The following is a 21,852-nucleotide window of genomic DNA, read 5'->3' on the forward strand; positions in this document are numbered from 1 at the left end:
CGTTCTCACTTCTGCTGCGCTTCGAGCTGTCGAAGTACAACGTACATGGCAGTCCGTACGTTGTACATAGCGTACTAGTGCAGATAAGCCTGGTGAAGTGGCTAATATTCGTGCCATGCGTACTAGTACAGCTGACGCCGCGGACGCCACGCCGCCCTACCTGCGCATCGCTGCGGAGATCCAGCAGCGGATCGCCTCCGGCGTGCTGCGGGCCGGCGACCGGGTGCCCTCCGCACGGCAGATCACCAAGGAATGGGGCGTCGCCATCGCCACCGCGACCAAGGTGCTGGCCGTGCTGCGCCAGGAAGGAGTGGTGCGCGTGGTGCCGGGTGTCGGCACCGTGGTGGACACCCCGCAGGCCGCACCCGCGCGCGAGCACAGCCGCGATGCCGAACTGACCGCGGAGCTGGTGGTGCGCGCGGGTATGGCCATCGCCGACGCCGAAGGTCTTGCCGCACTGTCGATGCGCCGAGTGGCCACCGAACTCGGCGTGCCGACCATGTCGCTGTATCGCCACGTGGGCAGCAAGGATCGGCTGGTGCTGCTGATGGCGGACGCGGCCTTCGGTGAAGCCGAATTCCCGGACCCGGCGCCCGCGGGCTGGCGCGAACGCCTGGAACTGCTGGCCCGCCTGCAATGGGCGATGTACCACCGGCATCCGTGGGTGGTCGCGGCCATCTGGGTGAATCAGCCGGATCCGACGCCGAAGTTGCTGGCGCACACCGAATGGGCGGTGCGCGCCTTCGACGACCTCGGCCTCGGTCCGGACGCCGTGATCTACGCCCACGTCTCGCTGTACAGCTACGTCCGCGGCATCGCCGTGAACCTGGAGCTGGAAGCCGGGTTACGCCGGGCGGGCGCACCGGTCGAACCGTGGGACGTCCGCGAGCCGGAGTTCGAGCAGTTCCTGGCCGGCGGGCAGTTTCCCACGCTCGCGCGGCTCAACGAGCGCAACGACTTTCAGTTCGACATCGACCGGCTTTTCGAGTTCGGGCTGCGGCATCTCCTGGACGGGTTCGCCGCCTCGGTGGCACCGCGCGACTGAGCGGCGCCGGCGAAGGTCGGTCACCCGAACCGACCGTCATATCCGTACGAATCCAGTAGAACTAACAATCAGTCTGAAATGAACCTGAGAATAATCCCGAATCAGAGCATTCGGCTTGCCAAGATCAGGTCCCGCTATCTACTGTCTCAATACGTAGCAACCAGCTACGCACGATCATCACGAGCGAGCTCGCCCGGCGCGGTTCGACAGCTCGGGTCCTCCCTCATCGGACCCGCGGTGTCGGTGGGTGCGGAACATGGACTGGACACCCATTCGCACCCCCGCGCGACGGTCGATCTCCCTCGTGATCAGCCACCCTCGAGTCGGCGCCGGCACGGCGACTCGAGGGTGGTGTTGTATCCAGCCCCCTTGGCTGTGCGGAACGTCATACCCCCCAATCACTTCCACGACCTCGGCCGCCGGATACGTTGGCGCCCGATATAGTTGGTGGTTGGCGTTAGGAAGCTCGATGAAGTTCACAGTGCAGCGGCTCGCTCTGATCGGGCTGGCCATCGCGACATTCATCGGAGTGTCCTACTACTACGTGAACCGAGTCGAATCCCCCAGAGCGAGCGCGCAGTGCGGCTCCACCGTCTGCGCCGACGCGCCCGCCAGCATGCCCGGCCGCGACACCCTCGCCCTGCTGGAGACGATCCGGGTGGCCGGCCGCGCCCCCAAAACCGGTTACACCCGTGAACAATTCGGCCCCGCCTGGACCGATGACGTGTCCGTCCCCGGTGGCCACAACAAGTGCGACACCCGCAACGACATCCTGCAGCGGGATCTCACCGAGATCACCTTCAAGGACAACAGCCGCTGCGTGGTCGCCACCGGCACCCTGAACGACCCGTACACCGGCAAGACCATCAAGTTCGTCCGCGGCCCGAAGACCTCCGACGACGTGCAGATCGACCACGTCATCGCGCTGTCGGACGCCTGGCAGAAAGGCGCGCAACAGCTTTCCGAGGCGCGTCGCCGTGACCTGGCCAACGATCCGCTGAACCTGCAGGCCGTCGACGGCCCGACCAACCAGTCCAAGAGCGACTCCGACGCGGCCAGCTGGCTGCCGCCGAGCAAGGGCTACCGCTGCGCCTACCTGACCAGGCAGATCCAGGTCAAAGCGGCCTACCAGCTCTGGGTCACCCAGGCCGAGAAGGACGCCATGACAAGGGAACTCAGCACCTGCCCCTGATGGCGTCGCTCAGGACATCCGCACGACAACCTTGCCGAACGGGTCGCCGTCGCGGAAGTAGCGGTACGCCTGCACCGCATCGTCGAGCGCGAACACCCGATCGATGACCGGCCGGGTGCGGTGTTCGCTGATCGCCCGGTTCATGGCCGCGAAGTCGGTGCGGCTGCCGACGGCGATGCGGCGGATCGACACGTATTGCGAGCCGAACACCTCGCCGACCGGCTCCGCCACCGCGGTCGGCATCGCACCGATCATCGTGATCTGCGCGTTGTATCCGCCGGAGCGAACGGATTTCGACAGTGTCGGCAGCCCGACGGTGTCCACGACATGCTCGACGCCGTCGCCACCGGTCAGTTCCTGCACCGCCGCGTCCCAGTCCGGTGTCTCGGTCCGATCGATCACCTCGTCCGCCCCGAGCTTGCGCAGCCGTTCGGCCTTGACAGGATTGGAGGTTATCGAAAAGACCCGCGCGCCCAGCATTGCGGCGTGCTGCACGGCGAACAGCGCGACGGTTCCGCTGCCCACCGTGAGCACGGTGTCGCCGGGAGACACCGGCACCGGCTTCGTGAGTGCCGCCCACGCAACGACTCCCGCGCAGGTCAGCGTCGCCGCCTCGACATCGGTCAGGTGCTCGGGCACGTGCACCACCGAATCCTGCTCGAGCACCGCGTAAGTGGCGAGCATGCCGTGGAAGTTGGCGCCGTACTGCTCGGCGACGGTGGCGAGCCGCTGCGGGCCGTCGATCCACCGCACGAAGTAGCTCGCGGTGATCCGGTCGCCCACTTCGGCGCGGGTCACGTTCTCGCCCACCGCGATCACCTTCCCGACGCCGTCGGAGAGCGGGATGATGCCCGGCGTGGCGGGCAGCGGGTAGTCGCCGTCCATCAGCATCAGATCGCGTCGGTTGAGCGAGGCCGCCAGCACCTCGATCACGACCTGGTTCGGGCCCGGCTCGGGCAGGTCCTGCGCCGCCGTGGTCAGGCCGTCGAGTCCGCGCAGTGGATCCAGGTGATACGCAAGGCCGTTCATCGCACGCCCTCGATGTACTGGTGGTCGGACAGGATCCGGCCCTCGTCGTCGAGGCCGATGACCTCGAAGCCGCCGCCGGCGACCGCACCGTCGGCCTTGGCCACCATGGTCCAGCTCACCCCGATGAGTCCGGCGGGCAGCCGGAACGCCGGTGCCTCTACGGCGAACTCGTACTCCCCCGACGCGATGAACATCTCGTAGGCCCGAGTCACCCTGCGGTCCATGGCATCATGGCCGCGCACCTCCAGTGCGGGCATCGGGAATTGCAGCCGCTCAGCCTCTTCCCGCATCTCCACCGGCGGGTCGACCAGGGTCTGTGCACCGGTGGGTGCCCACAGTTCCCGGATCCGCTTGCGCCGAGTTTCGGGGTCGGACTCGTTCCACTGCGCGGCGTACTCTTCGGCGAAGCGGGCCAGTTCGTTGTCGTTCAGTTGCTTGCTCATGGCACAGAGTTTTGCCGTCGCAGCGATACCGCGCGATTCCCGGCAGGGAATAGCCGAATCACGGAGAAGCTGCTGCTCATACCCTCCGCGGAATCGCGAGCGAGCCCACCTCGGATAAGACTGTGCACATGACAACGGCGATAGCAGCACCCGGATTCGCCCGCGAGCTGAAGCATTGGCGGACCCTGCGCCGGGTCAGTCAGCTCGACCTCGCGATCCGGGCGGACACCACCCAGCGGCATCTGAGTTTCCTGGAGCAGGGGCGATCGCGGCCGGGGCGCACCATGGTGGTGCGGCTGGCGGAGTCGCTGGAACTGTCGCTGCGGGAACGCAACAGCCTGCTGCTCGCCGCGGGATACGCGCCTGCGTTCCCCGAATCCGACCTGGACACACCGGAATTGGGTCCGGTGCGCGAGGCACTGAAGACCATTCTGGACGGCCACCAGCCCTACCCCGCGCTGGTGGTGCGCCCGCGCGGCATCCTGCTCGCCGCCAACGCGGCCTTCGAGGTGCTCACCGAGGGCGCCGCCCCCGAACTGCTGGAGCCGCCGATCAATGTGCTGCGCCTCGCTTTACATCCGGACGGGCTGGCCAAGCGCGTGGAGAACCTGCCCGAGTGGGGCAGGCACGTCATCGAGGCGCTGCGCGGCCAGGTGTCCCGCAGCCCCGACGCGGCCCTCGGCGAATTGATCGAGGAGCTGGAAGGCTATCTGCCGCAGGCCGAACCGGGCCCGGACCATCTGGGTTTCGCGGTACCGCTGCGGCTGCGCAGCGACGCCGGGGAGCTGCGACTGATCACCACCCTCACCTCGTTCGCCACGGCCACCGACATCACCCTCGCCGAACTACACCTGGAGGCGTTCCTCCCCGCCGACGCACAGACCGCCGACATCCTCCGCACCCGCGCGGCCCGCAAACCGACGCAGCCGCACACTTTTTGATTTCCCGCATACCGAATCGCATGCGATTCCAGGTGCGGGAAATCAGCAGGTGTGCGGCTACCAGGTGCGGGCGGCGGCGCGCAGGTGGGCGTGCACGAGGTCGACGTGCGGACGGGTGCCGGGGCCGGGGCGGCGGACCAGGAAGCCGGTGTTGATCGGCGGGTCCGGCGGGTCGAGCAGGGTGACCAGTGTGCCCGAATCCAGTTGGGCCGCACACAGATAACGAGGAAGCACGCTGATCCCCGCGCCCGCGGCGACCGCAGCAGCAACCGCGCGCAGATCCGAGACGATGACCGCGGCTTCACCGGCCAGCCGGATGCCGAAGACGTGCCGCCAGTACCGGCGCAGGATCGGCAGATCGGCGGCGTAGCTGACGAGCGGGACCGTGGACAACACGACCGGACCCTCGGCGCGCAGTTGCACGAGGTCGATCCGTTCGGCGACCGCGGGCGCGGCGACCAGGACGAATTCTTCATCCGACAACGCCTCGGCGACCACCGTCCGGCCCCGGGGACGCACGGTCGACACCACGATGTCGTGGTGACCGGCGCGCAGCCCGGCCAGCAGATCTTCCGAGAGCCCGGCCGTCACGGTCAGCCGGACACCCTCCGCCACCAGCGGCGCCAACGCCGGAAGCACCTGCACCGCAAGCATTTCCGCAGGCCCGGCCAACCGGACCGGTGGCTGCGCTGCGAACTCCGCCGCGACATTCCGTCCGGCGACCGCGTTCAACGCGTCCAACGGTTCGGCGATCCGCGCCGCCAACTCCGCGGCGGCCGCCGTCGGCGCGACGCCGCGCGGCAGCCGCTCGAACAGGCGCTGCTCCAGCCGCTTCTCCAGCGCCTGTAGTTGCGCGGTCACCGTGGGCTGCGACAACCCGACCAGCCGGGCCCCCGCGGTGATCGACCCCGCCCGGTGCACGGCCAGAAATGTGCGCAACTGATTCAGATCCAAACTGCCATCGGAATCCCTATCGCTCACCGGACCAGTCTATTGCCTCGCCGATGTTGCCATGCGTCACTTCGGGCGAACGGCGGCGAGCAGCTCCGGCCCACCCGTGGCCAGCCGCCGCTCAGCGATGCGGGCACCGAGCAGGGCTGCCGCGATGCCGAGCCCGAGGCCGACCGGGACCGCCAGCCATTCGACCGCCTTCAGCTCGGTCGCGCGACCGACCAGCAGGATGGCCACCACCGGCAGCACCGAGAACATCTGCCCGAGGATCATGACGAACTGGATCAGCATCTTCGCGCACCCCGGATTACCCGAACCGGAGAACGGATTACCGGTGCGCGGCGGCAACGGATACGGCGCGATGACCGACAGCACCAGCGCCGAGCAGACCCCGACACCCAGCGCGACGGCATACAGCGAGAGCACCCACGGGTACATCTCCCACCGGCCGAGCGCCCCCGGCAGGATCAAGCTGAGCGGCAGCGTGGGCACCCCGACCACCAGCAGCAAGGCCAATAAGCGACCACGCACATCCGCGCGAGCCGCCCCGGGTGTGACGAGGGTTTGCCACAGAGCGGTGCCGTCGTAACCGTAGAGATTGGCGGCGGCCAGCACGGCGAACAAAGCCGCGGTGACACCCGCGAACGGCACGCCACCCGCGCTACCACCCTGCACGGCCGGGAACACCGGCATCAGGATGCCGACCACCAGCACCGGCAGCAGCGTGGCCCGGCGGCGGCTGTCCCGCCACCAGGCGCGCAGCTCCTTGACCAGCACGGCGCCGACCGGTCCGCCCTGTCGCACCCGGCCGAGCAGACCGCCCCCGCTGCCGCCTGCCACCGAGTTCATCGGCGCGGCCAGGCGCCGGGCCAGCAGCACCGACCACGCTTGCCACAACCCGAGCGACGCCGCGGCCAGCGCGCCGAGCGCGAGCAGCGCGATCAGCCAATCCCCCTGTGCCGCAGCTGCTACGGCGGCAGGCGCCCAACCGGACGGTGACCAGCGCAGCGCCGTCGCGACACCGGACGGCACGTCCCGCAGCTCGCTCACGTGCCCCAGCAGCCAGCTCAACGGGTAGTAGGCGAGGCCGACCAGCCCGGCCAGCAGGACACCGAGATCTTTGCCGCGCCGCGACCGCATGGCCGCGCCGACCCAGGCCAACACCACCCGCGACAGCAGCACCACGAATACCAGGTGCAGCAGCACACCGATAACCGCGACAAACGTTGCCGCCCAACCCCATTGCGCCGCAAGCACGATCAACCCGCTGAACGCGATCAGGTTGATCACCGGCGCGGGCCCGGCGAACGCCGCGGCGAGCAGCCCGGCGGCCAGCCCGCGATGGCTGATCGGCAGCAGCCGCAGATGCTCCGGCTGCACGGTCTCGTCGCTGCTGCCGATCAGCACCGGACCGCACAGCCAGCCGAGCGTCCATATCCCGAAAAGCGTTGCCGCGATGGTTGTTCCGTGGGCCACATCGCCGTCGCGCGCCGCGAAACCGATCACCGCGGCCGTGCCGATCGCGACGACAGCACCGGCCAGGATGCCGGTCACGAAGGTGAAGCCTTGCCAGCCGTTGGTCAGCGCCCGCCGGGTGAGCAGCAGCCGCATCCGGATCAGGACGCCAGCCACGACAGTCCGTCCTCGCCGCCGACACGGCCACCGACGAGGCGAACGAACGCCTCCTCCAACGTGGTTCCGCCGCGCACCTGCTCCAGCGTGCCCGCCGCGACCACCCGGCCGCCGGTGATCACCGCGACCTGATCGCACAGGTTCTCCACCAGCGCCATCACGTGACTCGACAGCACCACCGCGCCGCCCGCGGCGACGAAGCGCTGCAGGATGGTGCGAATCGTGCTCGCCGACACCGGATCCACCGCCTCGAACGGCTCGTCGAGCACCAGCAGCTTCGGCGCGTGCAGCAGCGCGGTCGCGAGACCGATCTTCTTGCGCATGCCCGCCGAGTAGTCGACCACCAAAGTGCCTTCGGCCCCGGTCAATTCGAACACCGCGAGCAGTTCGTCGGCGCGCTCGGCCACCGTGCGCTCCGGCATGCCGCGCAAAAGCCCGGTGTAGGTGAGCAATTCCCGTCCGGTGAGCCGCTCCGGCAGCGCGAGCCCGTCCGGCAGCACGCCCGCCAGGGTTTTCGCGCGCACCGGATCGGCCCACACGTCGGCGCCGAAGATCTCGGCGCGACCGCTGTCGGGCCGCAGCAGTCCGCAGGCCATCGACAGGGTCGTCGTCTTGCCCGCCCCGTTGGGGCCGACCAACCCGAAGAAGGAGCCCGGCGGGACCGCCAGGCTCACGTTGTCGACGACCCATGGACCGCCGAAGCGTTTGCACAGGCCCGTCAGGTGCAGGGCAGGCTGGTGGTCAGGTTGCATCGTTCCCCCGGAGTGCGCTCGACTTGATGTGCTCCACAGAGTACGGACCACCAGCCCGCCCGGTTCGGGCGAATCAAACCGCTACGGCCAATTCCTTTTGTGCGGGCGCATCCCAGTCGATCCGGTAGCGCTGCTCGGGCCCCATGGTCTTCTCCGGGTTCATCATCTTGATGAACAGCGGAGCGAGCAGCTGCATCATCTTGCGTCCGACCGGACCGAGGGTCTTGCTGTGGTTGGCCTTCGCCGCTCGGGCCGCGACGGCCTCCACCCGGCCGCGGCGCAGCTGCTCATAGGTGGCGAACGCCGCGGGCACCGGCAGGTCACGCAGACAGCGAGCGATCTGGACGGCGCTCTCGATGGCCAGCGACGCACCCTGGCCCGAGCTGTTGGACGGCGCGTGCACCGCGTCGCCCACCAGCACCATCCGGCCGCGGAACCAGTGCGGCACCGGCGGCATGATGTGCAGTGCGCCGATGACTTCCAGCTGCTCCTCGGTGGTGCGCCTGGCCAGTTCGCCGCCGGGGGTGTCCTCGGCGTAGGTCTCGCGCAGGATGTCGAGCCAGTGCGATTTCGGGATCGCCCGGGCCGCGGTGAGCGACAGGTACTCCTTGTGCGGCAGGTTCGCGCCCCACATCACCCGGCCGTCGCCGCCCGGCCCGTACAGGTAGTAGGCCTGCTTGCCGAACGCGAAGGTCATGGTGTCGTCCGGGATCTCGCCGTCGTAGTCGACCAGCGCACCGAAGCCGAGCATGCCGAGGTACTCCGGCCCCGGCGCCTGCGGGTCGATCAAGCCGCGCACCGTGGATCGGATGCCGTCGGCCCCGATCAGTACGTCGGCGGTGGCCGTGCTGCCGTCGGTGAACCGGGCGGTGATGCCCGACTCCGTCTCGGCGACATCGACCAGGCGCTTGTTGTATTCGAAGGGCACGCCGGCGGCGACCGCGTGATCGTGCAGCGTCTGGTGCAGTTCGCCGCGATCGACCAGTTGCAGTGGCGGCAGGCCGGACAGGCCGGGCATGTGCATGTCCTTGTCGTTGACGGACAGGCCCATCTTCGGCACCGGCACGGCGATGTCGCGCACGGCGTCACCCGCGCCGATGATGTCCAGGGCGGCAATGCCATTGGGTGCGAGCGCGAGCCCGCTGCCGATGTTGTCGGACGGTCCGGGATAGGCCTCGTAGACGCGGGCGTCGATGCCCGCCTTCAGCAGGGCGGTCGCGGCGACCGGTCCGGCGATGCCGCCGCCGATGACCAGTGCGGTTCGAGTTTCAGACATGGGTGTCTCCAGGTTCGGGTACTGCGGATTTTTCGAATCCCCGAACCGACCCGTGCACAACGCACCCAGTTATCCTGTGGTTGCCAGCCTTGTAGCCGGGTGCGCGTACGCGGGCGCGGTTCGAGACTGTTCAATCGGGCTCGGCGGCGGTGTTGCCGCACCCCGCCGGGCCTGGTCTCGTGGTCAGGACGATTCCTGTTCGGTCAGCCCCCTTTCTATGGACGCGATGACTTCCGCCACCGGGATGTCCTCGGCGTGCACCTGCCGCCACCAGTCCACCTCGGGGAACGTGCCGTCGACGAGTTCGTCGCGCAGCGAACGCGCCCAGGCGGCTTCGGCTTTCAGCATGGCGAGCCCGTATTCGGATTCGATGACGAACAGGCGAGGCAGTTTGCCTGCCATGGCTTGGTCAAGTTCCCGGCGCCCCGAGTCGAAGAGCTGGTCGAGCGCCTCGATGCGCCGGCCGAGCAACTCGACGACCTCGTCGGGAGGCAGCACCGCGAGCACGGAAAGCCCCGCGACGAACCGGTTCTGTTCCGGTTCCGGCTCGGCGAGCAATTCTCTGGTCCAGTCGGTGAGTTCGGCGCGGCCCGCGTCGGTGATCCGGTAGATCACCCGCTCCGGCCGGGCACCGTCGCGCTCGCTGCCGACGATCTCCAGGAAACCGACCTTCGCCAAGTTCTGCACGACGGTGTAGAGCGAACCCCACTTGATGTCCATGTCCTGGTCTTTGCCGCGGTCGCGCAGCGTCTGGGCGATCTCGTAGCGGTGCTTGGGCCGATCGATCATCACGGAGAGCACCGCAAGCGCCAGCAGGTTGTTCACCTTGCGCTTCTTGGCCATCGCACCTCCTTACTCGTCTACGAATATACGTGCACGAGTATTCGCGGCGCAAGGCGGTAGCGCGATCGCGACGCGGGTGTTTTCAGGCGCGGGCGGGCTCGTGCTCGCCGGTCTCTTCCTCGAGCAGCTTGGCGGCGACGTTGTCCAGGGCCTGGTCGAACAGTGCGCGATCGGCCGGATCGTCGTTGCTCCAGTCGTCGAGCGTGCTGTCGAGCCACCGGCGCCACGCGGCCTTCACCCGGTCCAGCTCGGCCTGGCCCTGGTCGGTCAGCCGCAGTTCCCGGCCGTCATCGATGAGGTATCCCTTGGCGGCCACCCGGCGATAGATCGGCTCGAGCACATCGTCGGGCAGCTTGTGCGCCCGCGCGACCGAGTCGATCGTGGCCCCGCCCTTCACGCGGTCGCGCAGGTAGACCTGGCCGAGCGCCCAGGCCTCGCCGCGGCTCAGCGTGCTGCCCGCGTCGGCGAGGATGCGCGGCCCGATCGGCCCCTCGGCGTGTGATTTGCGCAGGGTTCCCGCGATCGCCCGCTCCAGCTGCACCACCCGGTCCGCCGAGTCGGGCACCGAGAAGCCGCCGCCGACATCGCCCGCACCGGTCCTGGCACTGTCACGCAGCGGCACTTCTTTGAGGAACCAGGCCACCACAAAGCCGACCAACGCCACCGGAACCACCCAGACGAAGACGTGGTCGATGGTCTTCGCGTAGGCGTCGATGATGGGCGCCGCCACGTCGTCGGGCACCGCCTGCAGCGACTGCGGATTCGCCGCGACCTCCGGCGGCACCACCTTCGCCTGCGCCAGCCCCTCACGCAGGTTCGGGCCGATCTCGTTGCTGTACAGGGTGCCGAAAATCGCAGTGCCGAAGGTACTTCCGAGGGTGCGGAAGAAGGTGACGCCGGAGGTTGCGGTGCCGAGTTGCGCGTAGGGCACGGTGTTCTGCACGACGATGGTGAGCACCTGCATGGTCAGGCCGATGCCCAGCCCGAGCACCATCATGTACAGCGATTCTTCCCAGAAGCCGGTGTCGCGGCCCATGGTCGACATCAGGTACAGGCCGAGCGCCATCACCAGCGTGCCGACGATCGGGAAGTACCGGTAGTGGCCGGTCTTGCCGACCACCTGACCGGACAGGATCGAGGTGACCAGCAGACCCACCACCAGCGGTAGCGAGCGCACGCCGGACATGGTGGCCGAAACCCCGTCCACGTACTGCAGATACGCGGGCAGATAGGTGATCGAGCCGAGCATCGCGAAGCCGCAGATGAAGCTCAGGATCGAGCACACCGTGAACACCCGGCTGCGGAACAGCCCCATCGGCAGCATGGGTTCCTTCGCCCGCAGTTCGATCACCACGAACGCCGCGAACAGCACCACCGAGGCCGCGAACAGTCCGAGGATCATCGACGAGCCCCACGGGTACTCCTGCCCACCCCATTCGAGCCCGAGGATGAGCGTCGAAACCGCCACGGCGACAAGTCCGATGCCCGCGTAGTCGATGATCGGCTTGATGACCGCGCGCACCCGGGGAATGGTGCGGGCCGACATCACGATCATGATGATCGCGATCGGCACGTTGACGTAGAAGCACCAACGCCAGCTCGCGTGGTCGGTGAACAGGCCGCCGAGCGTCGGCCCGATCACCGTGGTGACACCGAAAACGGCACCGAGCGCGCCCTGATACTTGCCGCGCTGGCGCAGCGGGATGGTATCGGCGATGAGCGCCATCGCCGTGACCATCAGACCGCCGCCACCGAAGCCCTGGATGCCGCGGGCGATGATCAGCATCATCATCCCGTTGGCCAGGCCGGCGATCATCGAGCCGATGATGAAGATCAACGCGCTGACCTGGAAGACCAGCTTGCGGCCGAACAGATCGCCGAGCTTGCCCGCCAGCGCGGTCGCCACCGCCTCGGCGAGCAGGTAGGCCGTGACCACCCAGGCCATGTGCCCCGCCTCGCCGAGGTCGGCGACGATCGTCGGCAGCGCGGTGGACACGATCGTCTGATCGAGCGCGGCCAGCAACATGCCCAGCACAATCGTGGCGAACACAATGTTGGTCTTCGCCCGGCTCATCGGCTCGGGGGCTTTCTCGGCGACAGCGACTGCACCGGTCATCGACTCAGTATGGTCTTGATCCGCCGTCCTGTCCGTCCAGCGACACGGCAGCGACTCGAGCAGCGGCGGCGGCCGGGCTCAGCCGAGCAGGCCTTCGAGCACCTTGGCCCGCGCCGGTTGCCGCAGTTTGGCCATGCCTTTGGCCTCGATCTGACGGGCGCGTTCGCGCGACACTCCGTAGGTCTTGCCGATCTCGTCGAGCGTCTTCGGCTCGGCGCCGTGCAGGCCGTAGCGCAGGGCGATCACCTCGGCTTCGCGCTCGGTCAGGGCGGCAAGGACCTGATCGAGCTGGCCGCGCACCGCCGAGGCCAGCGCCGCGGCGGACGGGTCCGGTGCGGTGTCGGCGATGAGCTGACCCAGCTCGGCGGTGTCGTCCTCGCCGACCGGCGTGTGCAGCGAAATGGGTTCGCGCGCATGGTCGAGCACCTCGCGCACCTTCTCCGGCGTCATGTCGAGCTCGACGGCCAGTTCGGCCGGGCTGACAGCGCGGCCGAGTTGCTGAGTGAGCGCCCGCTGAGTGCGGACCACCCGATTCAGCACCTCGACGACGTGAACCGGGATCCGAATAGTGCGGCCCTGATCGGCCAGCGCGCGGCCGACGCCCTGCTTGATCCACCAGGTGGCGTAGGTGGAGAACTTCAGCCCGCGGTGGTGATCGAACTTCTCCACCGCGCGCATCATGCCGACGGTGCCCTCCTGCACCAGGTCCAGCAGCGACATGCCGACGGGCGTCGGATAGCGCTTGGCGATCGAGACGACCAGGCGCAGGTTGGCCTCGACCATGTGGTCCTTGGCGCGCTCACCGTCGGTGACGCGACGGCGCAGTTCGCGGCGTTCCGCGGGGTCGAGTTCGCCCTCGTCGGCGAGCCGTTGGCCGGCCAGCACCCCCGCCTCGATGCGCTGGGCGAGCTCGACCTCTTCGGTCGCGGTGAGCAGCGGGGTGCGCGCGATGAGCCGCAGGTAGTCGTTGACCGGGTCTTCGCTGACGGTGCCGGACACGCGAGTCGGGCGGGCGGTGCAGAGCTTGGTCACGGGTGAGTCCTTCCGAAGGGAGCGAACCGGTCGTCGGCGCGGTGCTGCGCCGACGACCGGCAGGGGCAGTGCTCGGCTGGTCAGCCGCGACCGGGGATGCGCAGCGGGCGCTGCGGGGCCGCCCGGAAGGCGGTCCGGTTGGGCGAGAGGACCTTTCGGTCGAGTCGCTGCGTGCCGGGGAAAGCGTTGGTGTGCGGCTTCTTTCGCTTGGCAGCGGCCTCGGTGGGTGCGAAGCGCTCGAGCACGGCGTCGATCGCGGTCTGTGCGGTGGTCTTGTCGGCCATGGTGGCTGGTCCCTTTCGGTCGGTGGTGGAGCTGGTGCGGGCCGGGGTTGCTTCGACAAGTCCGTGGTTCATCGAGGTGCTGCTCCTTCGTTCTGACGACGAGCACAAACTTAGAACAGACCTAAAAATATGTCAAGCATAAATTTTGGTCGGTATCAGCTATGGTGGTGCCATGAGCACCGAGACGTTGGGCCTCCGGGACCGAAAAAAGCTGCAGACCAGGGAGAACATCTCCCATCACGCGACCATGCTGTTCCTCGAGCACGGCTTCGACAAGGTGACGATCGCCGACGTCGCGGCCGCCGCACAGGTCGCCAAGATGACGGTGACCAACTACTTCCCGCGCAAAGAGGACCTGGCCCTCGACCTGGCGGACGTGTTCATCGACCAGCTCGCGCGCACTGTTCGCGAGCGCCAACCCGGCGAATCCGCGTTAGCGGCGCTGCGCGGCGCCTACCTGACGGCAGCGGCTGAACAGGATCCGGTGGTCGGCTTCTCCGGACCGGAGTTCGCCAAGATGATCGACGACAGTCCCGCACTGACGGCACGACTGCGCGAATTCCACGACGAACGCGAGCGGGCCCTAGCCGCGACGCTCGCCGCCGAAACCGGCGCGGCGGCAACGGATATCACGCCGCGGGTGGCGGCGGCTCAACTGGGCGGGGTGCACCGGGTGCTGTTCGACGAGACCATGCGCCGCACCCTCGACGGCCAGTCGAACGACGAAATCGCCGCAGCCCTCACCGAATACATCACCATCGCGTTCGACGCACTGGCCCCGTCGCTGGCCACCTACGCCGTGCGTTGATCCGGAACTTCCAGTAGCGACAGCGCGATCGGCACCAGCAGTTCCACCAGCTCCCCCACCGAGGGACGCGGGTCAGCCAGCACCCATTCATGCGCCAGGCCGTTGATCGCGCCGATCAATGCGCTTGCGCCCCAGGCACTTCCGCCGCGAATCCGCGCGCCGGGCGCCACCGTGGGCACCAATTTGGTATCCAGCAGTTGCGCCCACGCGTGCCGCCGTTCGCGCCGGTGCCGCTCCATCCGGTCGCTGACCCCGACCACCTCGATGAAGGCGACCTTGGCGCGATACGGGTCGGCGCCGATCGACCCCAGATAGGCCGAGACCATCGCGGTCATCGCCGCGGTCATGTCGAAGCGCGGGTCGAGGTCGGTCAGCGCCGCGAGCAGCACGGCGGCCGCCTCGTCCTGGATCCGGTCGTAGGCGGCGACCAGCACGTCTTCCCTGGTCTGGAACTCCTCGTAGAACTGCCGCTTGGACAGCGACGCGGCGGCGCAGACGTCGGCCAGCGAGCAGTTCGCGTAGCCGCGTTCGGCGAAGATCCGGGTCGCCGCGTCGAGGAAGCGCTCGCGGCGTTCGGCCTTGCGCTCCGTGACGGCGCGTCCGCCGTACTGCCTGCCAACCATGGTCACGCACCCACCGTATCCGAGCGGGGGCACGACCCATGCGTACCTGCGCATTCGCTCCGGCTGCCGGCGGTACGAACCCCTGCTGCGAGGCACGTCTCGACAACAAATGTTTGTGATTCACGTCATGGCGATGCATACTCGACAACAGTCTGAAACCGATTGGGCTCACATGTGCGCCCGGGCAACAAAGAGGTTGATCTGTGGTTACACCGCGCAAGCACGCATCGAAGCTGCTCGCGGCCCTCGCCGTGCTGGCGGCCGGGCTGCCCTTCGCCCTCGCCGGGCCGGCCGTCGCGGAGCCGGATACGCCGCCGGTCCAGCCCGCACTGCAGTTCCCGATTCCGCCCATGCCGCCCGGCTTCGATCCGGCCTTCTATCGCCCGGCGCCGGAAACCTACGCCGATCTCGCGCCGGGCCAGATCATCGCGGCCCGCCAGGTGCACGTGGCGAACCTGTCGCTGATCCCGGTCAACGTCGATTCCTGGCAGCTGTCGTATCGGTCGACCAACACCCGCGGCGAGCCGATCGCCGCGGTGGCCACGGTGCTGAAGCCGCGCGGTCACGTCGCCGATCGGCCGCTGTTCTCCTATCAGATCGCCGAGGACTCCACCGGCAACTACTGCATGCCGTCCTATCAACTGCAGATGGGCTCGATCCCGGCCACACTCACCGGCTCGATCCTGGTGGCCGCGCAGTTCCTGGAGGTGCAGGCGGCGCTGGCGCAGGGCTGGGCGGTGGTCGTGCCCGATCATCAAGGACCCGATTCCGCCTATGCCGCAGGGCCGTTGGCGGGCCGGATCACCCTGGACGGCATCCGGGCCGCGACCAACTTCGATCCGATGGAGTTGTCCGGGAACGCGACCCGGGTCGGCCTGATGGGCTACTCCGGCGGCGCCATCGCCACCGGCCACGCCGCCGAGCTGAAGCGCAGTTACGCGCCGGAACTGAATGTCGTCGGCGTCGCCGAGGGCGGCATCCCCGCCGACCTGTCGGCCGCGCTGAAGATGGCCAACGGCAATCTTTCCGCCGGACTGATCTTCGCGGGTGCGCTGGGCGTCTCGCGCGAGTACCCGGAGCTGCGAAACTTCCTCGACGCCAACATGAACGGCCTCGGCAAGCTGATGATGGCGGCGAAGGAACAGCTCTGCGCGAGCTACCAGTCCATCTTCTTCCCGTTCGCCGACAACATCGGCATGCTGGCCAAGAATCCGTTCACCGATCCCACGGTCACCGCGGTGCTGGACAAGACCAAGATGGGCAAGGCGGTGCCGGACATGCCGATGTTCATGTTCCAGGCGAACCCGGACTGGCTGATTCCGGTCGGCCCGGTCAACGACCTCGTCGCCTATTACGCGCAGGACCCCAACGCCCGCGTCGAATACATCCGCGATCACTTCAGCGAGCACCTGACGCTCGACCCGATCGGCGCGCCGCGCGCCCTGCTGTGGCTGCGCGACCGCTTCGCCGGCAAACCCGTCGCACCCGGGGTGACGACCACCGATGTCGGCTCGATGATGCTCGACCCGGCGACCTGGCAGGTGTGGAGCGACACGGTCGGCACGACACTGGCGGCGGTGTTCCAGCAACCAATCGGCAGCGGACGCTGAGTGAACTTCGCGTGCGCGGGGTGTGATCTTTGACGAAGGCCGTGCGAGCCGCCGGGTGCGCTGCTGTGATCGCTTGCGACTGTGATCTCTCGCGGCGGTTTCCCACACGCGGCCGAGTGACAGGTATCACCTCCGTCTGAGACACTCGTCATCGAACCGGGGTGAAACCCTTCCCCGGAAACTTACTCCAGAGTAAGGTTGTTTCATGGCGTGGAAACCTACTGAAATCCCGGATCAGACCGGACGCACCTTCGTGATCACCGGCGCGAACGGCGGGTTGGGCGCCGTGACCACCGAGGTCCTCGCGGCCAACGGGGCGACCGTCATCATGGCCTGCCGCAACGCGGCCAAGGCCAAGGCGGTCGCCGACGGCATCACCGGCGACGTCCGCGTCGCCGAGCTCGACCTGTCCGACCTGGCGTCGGTGCGCAAGTTCGCCGACGAATCGGGCGAAATCGACGTGCTGATCAACAACGCGGGCCTGATGAACGTGCCGTTCTCGCGCACCAAGGACGGCTTCGAAACGCAATGGGGCGTCGACCACCTCGCCCACTTCGCGCTGACCGGTCTGCTGCTGGACCGCATCCGCGACCGGGTGGTGACGCTGGCCAGCATCGCGCACAAGCAGACCCCCAAGCTGTGGGTCGACGACCTCAACTACGAGAACCGGCGCTACCAGCGCAATCTCGCCTACGCGCAGGCCAAACTGTCGAACCTGATGTTCGCCAGGGAACTACAGCGCAGGCTCGCCGAATCCGGTTCGGCCAAGCGGTCTTACGCGGTGCACCCCGGTGTCTCGGCCACCGACCTGTTCGCCAGGACCGAGACCCCGGTCGACCGGATCATCAAGCCGTTCGTCGCGCTCATCGGGCACCCGCCGAAGAAGGCCGCGCACTCCTCGCTGTTCGCCGCCACCATGCCCGACGCCGATCCCGAGGTCTACTGGGGTCCGCGCCGGTTCTTCCAGACCCAGGGGCCGGTGGAGGCGTCGCCGTCCAGCCGGTTGTCCAAGAACAAGGAACTCTGGAAGCGGCTCTGGGAAGAATCCGAGCGACTGACCGGCGTCACCTACAAGTTCTGAACGCAGCGCGACCCGCTCTCCCTGGGGGCGGGTCGTCGCATGTGCTGCGACCACCCTCGCGGTGAGGGTGCCGCCGCCGGGACTTCACGTGCCCCGCGGCAGTTCGCAATGCCGGGTGCCGCACCGCACAGCCCGGGATCGCAGCGGGTTCCGACCGCCGACCTGCTCCTACGGACCGCGTAGTAGACGGGTACCGTAGTAGCCGTGTCCGCTTCACCCCGCCGCTCGGCACACAATCGCCCGGCCCTCATCGCGCTGGTGATCGTCGCTGCCCTCGGCTGCCTGGCGCTGGCGTGGTGGCAGTGGCAGCGGTTCGAATCGACCAGCGGCACCGGCCAGAATCTGGGGTACGCGCTGCAGTGGCCGTTGTTCGCCGCGTTCGCGGTGTTCGCCTACTTCCGGTTCGTCCGGCTGGAACGCGAAGCCGAGGAGAGCGAGAACCCCGGCGACCAGACCACACCCAGCCCGAAAAAGGTTGCGCCGCGCGAGATTCCGGCCGGACTGCTGCCGGAACGGCCGAAGGCGGTTCGCGACGACGACCCGGTGCTCGCCGAATACAACAGGTATCTGGCCGCACTGCACGCCCAAGACATCGATGATCAGGTCCGCGAGGCGGGCCTGCATACCCGCGACACCGAGAGGAGCGCCGGTTGACCGCCAGCGAGAATTCCACCGAGAGCACCGCGGCCACCGAGCGCACCCTGGCACCGGCGCGCACCGGCGGCACCGGCACGGCCAAGATCAAATCCGCGCTGCTGCGGTACCGCACCCTGGCCTGGATCACCGGCCTCTGGCTGCTGCTGCTCACCGGCGAGATGATCGCCAAGTACGGCTTCGACGTGCACACCCCGAGCTGGATCGCCGTCGTGCACGGCTGGGTGTACTTCGTCTACCTGCTGGTCACCGCCGACCTCGCGGTCAAGGTGCGCTGGCCCGTCCTGCGCACCGTCGGCACCCTCCTCGCAGGCACCATCCCGCTGCTGTCCTTCGTCGTCGAGCACGTCAACGCGAAGAAGGTCAAGGAAGAGTTCGGCATCTAGCACGCGACCGCCGCACACTTTTTGATTTCCCGCATACGGAATTGCATGCGATTCCGTATGCGGGAAATCAAAAGTTGTGCGGCTCACCTCATCCAGCAGGCCAGCCTACGAGTGGGGCAGTCCTGGACGGACGGCTCAGGGCTCGGCGAGCTCGGACAACGCGGGCAACAGCTGCGTCAGCGCGCGGCCTCGGTGCGAGACCGCATCCTTTTCGGCGGGAGTCAGTTGCGCGGCGGAGGTGTCGCCACCCTCGGGAACGAACAGCGGGTCGTACCCGAACCCGCCGTCGCCCAGCGGTTTCCGGCCGACCGCGCCCGGCCATTCGCCGCGCACCACGATCTCCGCACCTTCCGGCACGACCAGCGCGCAGGTGGACACGAACCGCGCACCGCGCCGCTCGTCGGGCACATCGCCGAGTTGCGCGAGCAGCAGCGCGTTGTTCGCCGCGTCGTCGCCGTGCCGCCCGGCCCAGCGCGCCGAGAGCACACCCGGCATGCCGTTGAGCGCGTCCACCTCGATGCCGGAATCGTCTGCGACACAAGCCAATCCGGTAGCAACGGCACCGTCACGAGCCTTCGCGAGCGCGTTCTCCTCGAACGTCGCGCCGGTCTCCGGCGCCTCGTCGTAGGCGGGCACGTCGTCCAGCCCGACGATCTCGATACCCGCGATCCCCGCGTCGGCGAGAATGCGCCGCAGCTCGTTCAGCTTCTTGGCATTGCGGCTGGCCACCAGTACCCGGCGCGCCATGACTACTTCTTCTTCGGCTCGGCCGGCTCCGGCAGCACGCCGGGGTACGGCAGGGCCAGCGCCTCCTTCTGGATGCCGAAGATCTGCTCGCAGCCGACCAGCGCGGAGTCCAGCATCTTGTCCAGGGTGGAGCGCGGGAAGGTGGCGCCCTCGCCGGTGCCCTGGATCTCGACCAAAGTGCCCGTGTCGGTGGCGACCACGTTCATGTCGACCTCGGCGCGCGAATCCTCTTCGTAGGGCAGGTCCAGCCGCACTCGGCCGTCGACCACGCCGACGCTCACCGCGGCGATCGCGCAGGAGATGGGCTGCGGGTCGGCCAGCACGCCCTTGGCGGCCAGGTAGGTGACCGCGTCGACGAGCGCGACATAAGCGCCGGTGATGGCGGCGGTCCTGGTGCCGCCGTCGGCCTGCAGCACGTCGCAGTCGATCGCGATGGTGTTCTCGCCGATGGCGGCCAGGTCGATGCAGGCGCGCAGCGAACGGCCGATCAGCCGGCTGATCTCCTGGGTACGGCCGCCGACCTTGCCCTTCACCGACTCGCGTCCGCTGCGGGTGTGCGTGGCCGCGGGCAGCATCGCGTACTCGGCGGTGACCCAGCCGAGGCCGGAGTCACGACGCCACGGGGGCACGCCCTCGGTGACGCTCGCGGTGCACATCACCCGCGTCTGACCGAACTCGACCAGCACCGAACCCGCTGGATGCGTGGTGAATCCACGGGTGATCCTTACCTCGCGGAGTTCGTCGTCCGCCCTGCCATCGGCTCGTCTAGACACGCGCAGAGCTTAACTGCCGCACCTTCGCGCGGCTGAGGCGGTCAGAGATCGAACGTCTCACCCGGTGCCACGGCGTGCACGGGTCCGGAGAACTGCGCCTTGGCTTCGGCGATGACGTCTTCCCGCGAGGTCCACGGCGGAATGTGGGTGAGCAGGAGCTCCTTCACGCCCGCCTCGGCGGCGATCGTGCCCGCCTCGGTGCCCGAAAGATGAATGCCGGGTGGCCGATTCGCGGGGTCGTGGGTCCACGACGCCTCGGCCATCAGAATGTCGGCGCCCCTGGCGAGCTCGTTGACCGAGTCGCACATCGCGGTGTCACCGGTATAGACGAAGGTGCGCCCGGCAGCCGTCACGATCCGCAGACCGTAGGACTCCGGCGGATGGAACATCCGGCTCGCGGACACGATATGGCCCGGTCCGAATTCGATCTCCTCGCCGGCGTTCCACGGCTGCAGGTCGATCACGTCGGACCAGTCGTCGCATTCGCCGCCGACCTCGGCCGAGGCGTTGCCGATGCGCAGCGCGCTGTCCGACGGGCCGCGCACGATGGCCCGGCCGACCGGCGGTGTCGGGTGGTAGCGCCGCCAGACCAGCAGGCCGGGCAGATCGAGGCAGTGGTCGGCGTGCAGGTGGGTGAGGAAGATGTCGACCTCACCGGGGTCGGCATACCGTTGCAACGCGCCGAGCACGCCGGGCCCGAAATCGATCACCACGGGCGTCATATCCGGCCCGGTCAGCAAATAGCCCGACGCTGGGGAGTCCGGGCCGGACACGCTGCCCGAGCACCCGAGGACGGTTAGGCGCATTCCCCCATGCTCCCACGACGAATTCTCCATCAAGAAACTATCCCCCACATTTCTCGACGAGCCGCTGAATCACCGTGGCGACGCAATGACTCCGGCCTGATTCCCGCGACGATTCCGGCGTGCATCACCAGAGAGTACCCAGCCGGCGAGCAGTCCACCCATCGCCCCGAAAAGGTGCCCCTGCCAAGAGATTCCAGCTTGTCCCGGCAATACGCCCCACAGCAACGACCCGTAGAGCGCCAGCACCACGAGTCCGAGCACGATTTGCCCGACATTACGGGCGAACCACCCACGCGAGATCAGGAACGTCAACCAGCCGAACACCAGGGCCGACGCGCCGAGGTGCACGCTGCCGGTGGCACCGGTCAGCCAGGTGCCCAGGCCTGCGACGATCCAGATGATCGCGGTCGCCGCCAGGCCACGGCCGATGCCCGCCGCCAGCGCTAGAAAGCCGAGCACCAGAACGGGGAGGGTGTTGCCGATCAAATGCGGCCAGCCGTGGTGCAGAACCGGGGCGAACAGAATGCCCCACAGCCCGTCGGCCTGCCGGGGCTGGATACCCGCGTTGTCGAGTCCGTTGTTATCGAGGGTGTCCACGCCTTCGATGCCGTACAGCAGCGCGACGAATCCCGCGATGAGCACACCGGCGCGCAACCACAATTGCCGGATGGCAGAGAAGTTGTTCGACTGCACCGGGGGCGTTGCACTCCGCGGCACCGTCGCGCCGGGCTTCCCCAACTGCGCACGGATCGACGCGATCCGATCGGGGTCGAATGACGAACCGATTCCCGAACCACCGGTCATCGCAGCCTCCTCGTCGAGCAGGAG

23 protein-coding genes are annotated in these 21,852 nt (G+C 68.1%); 8 read left to right on the top strand and 15 right to left on the bottom strand.

The window, feature by feature from the left end; all coding sequences use genetic code 11:
• Nucleotides 1-115 precede the first annotated feature (115 nt).
• Together IBX18_RS35880 and IBX18_RS35885 are read left to right on the top strand one after the other, a co-directional pair.
• Nucleotides 116-1,045, top strand: coding sequence for a TetR/AcrR family transcriptional regulator C-terminal domain-containing protein (locus tag IBX18_RS35880; RefSeq protein ID WP_194837891.1), 930 nt, complete (start codon nucleotides 116-118; stop codon nucleotides 1,043-1,045).
• A 469-nt stretch (nucleotides 1,046-1,514) separates the two neighbouring features.
• Entirely contained in the window at nucleotides 1,515-2,237 is a 723-nt protein-coding gene (locus tag IBX18_RS35885) for an HNH endonuclease family protein (RefSeq protein WP_194837892.1), read from the top strand.
• Nucleotides 2,238-2,246: 9 nt separating this feature from the next.
• On the opposite strand, the gene IBX18_RS35890 is transcribed toward IBX18_RS35885, so the two are convergent.
• Nucleotides 2,247-3,266, bottom strand: a complete 1,020-nt coding sequence (locus IBX18_RS35890; RefSeq protein ID WP_194837893.1) for an NAD(P)-dependent alcohol dehydrogenase — start codon at nucleotides 3,264-3,266, stop codon at nucleotides 2,247-2,249.
• The gene (locus IBX18_RS35895) at nucleotides 3,263-3,709 is read right to left on the bottom strand and encodes a hypothetical protein (protein WP_194837894.1); all 447 of its coding nucleotides are present in this window, start codon (nucleotides 3,707-3,709) and stop codon (nucleotides 3,263-3,265) included. The genes IBX18_RS35890 and IBX18_RS35895 overlap by 4 nt, the downstream gene beginning before the upstream one ends.
• Before the next feature lie 128 nt (nucleotides 3,710-3,837).
• On the opposite strand from IBX18_RS35895, the gene IBX18_RS35900 reads away from it, so the two are divergent.
• Nucleotides 3,838-4,650, top strand: coding sequence for a helix-turn-helix domain-containing protein (locus tag IBX18_RS35900; RefSeq protein ID WP_194837895.1), 813 nt, complete (start codon nucleotides 3,838-3,840; stop codon nucleotides 4,648-4,650).
• Between the two features lie 57 nt (nucleotides 4,651-4,707).
• On the opposite strand, the gene IBX18_RS35905 is transcribed toward IBX18_RS35900, so the two are convergent.
• From IBX18_RS35905 to IBX18_RS35940, 8 genes are all read right to left on the bottom strand, one after another.
• On the bottom strand, nucleotides 4,708-5,631 hold the full coding sequence (locus IBX18_RS35905; RefSeq protein ID WP_194837896.1) for a LysR family transcriptional regulator: 924 nt from the start codon (nucleotides 5,629-5,631) through the stop codon (nucleotides 4,708-4,710).
• Between the two features lie 36 nt (nucleotides 5,632-5,667).
• Complete coding sequence (locus tag IBX18_RS35910; protein ID WP_194837897.1) at nucleotides 5,668-7,233, bottom strand: hypothetical protein; 1,566 nt, start codon at nucleotides 7,231-7,233, stop codon at nucleotides 5,668-5,670.
• A complete protein-coding gene (locus IBX18_RS35915; protein ID WP_107654500.1) occupies nucleotides 7,218-7,985 on the bottom strand; it encodes an ABC transporter ATP-binding protein in 768 nt (255 codons plus the stop codon). The genes IBX18_RS35910 and IBX18_RS35915 overlap by 16 nt, the downstream gene beginning before the upstream one ends.
• 73 nt (nucleotides 7,986-8,058) lie before the next feature.
• Nucleotides 8,059-9,261, bottom strand: coding sequence for an FAD-dependent monooxygenase (locus IBX18_RS35920; protein ID WP_194837898.1), 1,203 nt, complete (start codon nucleotides 9,259-9,261; stop codon nucleotides 8,059-8,061).
• Between the two features lie 183 nt (nucleotides 9,262-9,444).
• Nucleotides 9,445-10,104, bottom strand: a complete 660-nt coding sequence (locus IBX18_RS35925; RefSeq protein ID WP_194837899.1) for a PadR family transcriptional regulator — start codon at nucleotides 10,102-10,104, stop codon at nucleotides 9,445-9,447.
• Between the two features lie 82 nt (nucleotides 10,105-10,186).
• Nucleotides 10,187-12,220, bottom strand: a complete 2,034-nt coding sequence (locus IBX18_RS35930) for an MDR family MFS transporter (RefSeq protein WP_194837900.1) — start codon at nucleotides 12,218-12,220, stop codon at nucleotides 10,187-10,189.
• A 78-nt stretch (nucleotides 12,221-12,298) separates the two neighbouring features.
• On the bottom strand, nucleotides 12,299-13,252 hold the full coding sequence (locus tag IBX18_RS35935; RefSeq protein ID WP_194837901.1) for a sigma-70 family RNA polymerase sigma factor: 954 nt from the start codon (nucleotides 13,250-13,252) through the stop codon (nucleotides 12,299-12,301).
• An 80-nt stretch (nucleotides 13,253-13,332) separates the two neighbouring features.
• Nucleotides 13,333-13,608: a hypothetical protein gene (locus tag IBX18_RS35940; RefSeq protein ID WP_194837902.1), complete on the bottom strand. Its 276-nt coding sequence runs from the start codon at nucleotides 13,606-13,608 to the stop codon at nucleotides 13,333-13,335.
• A gap of 100 nt (nucleotides 13,609-13,708) precedes the next feature.
• Between IBX18_RS35940 and IBX18_RS35945 the strand changes: the two genes are divergently transcribed.
• Nucleotides 13,709-14,344 carry a TetR/AcrR family transcriptional regulator gene (locus IBX18_RS35945; RefSeq protein ID WP_194837903.1) on the top strand — a complete coding sequence of 212 codons (636 nt, stop codon included), beginning with the start codon at nucleotides 13,709-13,711 and terminating at the stop codon, nucleotides 14,342-14,344.
• Here the strand turns inward: IBX18_RS35945 and IBX18_RS35950 are convergent.
• A complete protein-coding gene (locus IBX18_RS35950; protein WP_228542337.1) occupies nucleotides 14,329-14,967 on the bottom strand; it encodes a TetR/AcrR family transcriptional regulator in 639 nt (212 codons plus the stop codon). The genes IBX18_RS35945 and IBX18_RS35950 overlap by 16 nt on opposite strands.
• Nucleotides 14,968-15,170: 203 nt before the next feature.
• Between IBX18_RS35950 and IBX18_RS35955 the strand changes: the two genes are divergently transcribed.
• The 4 genes from IBX18_RS35955 (at nucleotide 15,171) to IBX18_RS35970 (ending at nucleotide 18,698) form a co-directional block, all read left to right on the top strand.
• Nucleotides 15,171-16,577: a lipase family protein gene (locus tag IBX18_RS35955; RefSeq protein ID WP_194837905.1), complete on the top strand. Its 1,407-nt coding sequence runs from the start codon at nucleotides 15,171-15,173 to the stop codon at nucleotides 16,575-16,577.
• Between the two features lie 205 nt (nucleotides 16,578-16,782).
• Nucleotides 16,783-17,658: an oxidoreductase gene (locus IBX18_RS35960; RefSeq protein ID WP_194837906.1), complete on the top strand. Its 876-nt coding sequence runs from the start codon at nucleotides 16,783-16,785 to the stop codon at nucleotides 17,656-17,658.
• 204 nt (nucleotides 17,659-17,862) lie between these two features.
• Entirely contained in the window at nucleotides 17,863-18,312 is a 450-nt protein-coding gene (locus tag IBX18_RS35965; protein WP_194837907.1) for a transcriptional regulator, read from the top strand.
• Entirely contained in the window at nucleotides 18,309-18,698 is a 390-nt protein-coding gene (locus tag IBX18_RS35970; protein WP_373889253.1) for a DUF3817 domain-containing protein, read from the top strand. The genes IBX18_RS35965 and IBX18_RS35970 overlap by 4 nt, the downstream gene beginning before the upstream one ends.
• Before the next feature lie 135 nt (nucleotides 18,699-18,833).
• Here the strand turns inward: IBX18_RS35970 and rdgB are convergent, their stop codons facing one another.
• The 4 genes from rdgB to IBX18_RS35990 form a co-directional block, all read right to left on the bottom strand.
• The gene (gene rdgB / locus IBX18_RS35975; protein WP_194837908.1) at nucleotides 18,834-19,445 is read right to left on the bottom strand and encodes an RdgB/HAM1 family non-canonical purine NTP pyrophosphatase; all 612 of its coding nucleotides are present in this window, start codon (nucleotides 19,443-19,445) and stop codon (nucleotides 18,834-18,836) included.
• 2 nt (nucleotides 19,446-19,447) lie between these two features.
• A complete protein-coding gene (gene rph, locus IBX18_RS35980; protein ID WP_194837909.1) occupies nucleotides 19,448-20,218 on the bottom strand; it encodes a ribonuclease PH in 771 nt (256 codons plus the stop codon).
• A 41-nt stretch (nucleotides 20,219-20,259) separates the two neighbouring features.
• A complete protein-coding gene (locus tag IBX18_RS35985) occupies nucleotides 20,260-21,024 on the bottom strand; it encodes a cyclic nucleotide-degrading phosphodiesterase (RefSeq protein WP_194837910.1) in 765 nt (254 codons plus the stop codon).
• Between the two features lie 69 nt (nucleotides 21,025-21,093).
• On the bottom strand, nucleotides 21,094-21,828 hold the full coding sequence (locus tag IBX18_RS35990) for a rhomboid family intramembrane serine protease (protein ID WP_194837911.1): 735 nt from the start codon (nucleotides 21,826-21,828) through the stop codon (nucleotides 21,094-21,096).
• Nucleotides 21,829-21,852: the final 24 nt, after the last annotated feature.

Source organism: Nocardia sp. XZ_19_369 (genome assembly GCF_015355715.1).
Lineage (GTDB): Bacteria > Actinomycetota > Actinomycetes > Mycobacteriales > Mycobacteriaceae > Nocardia.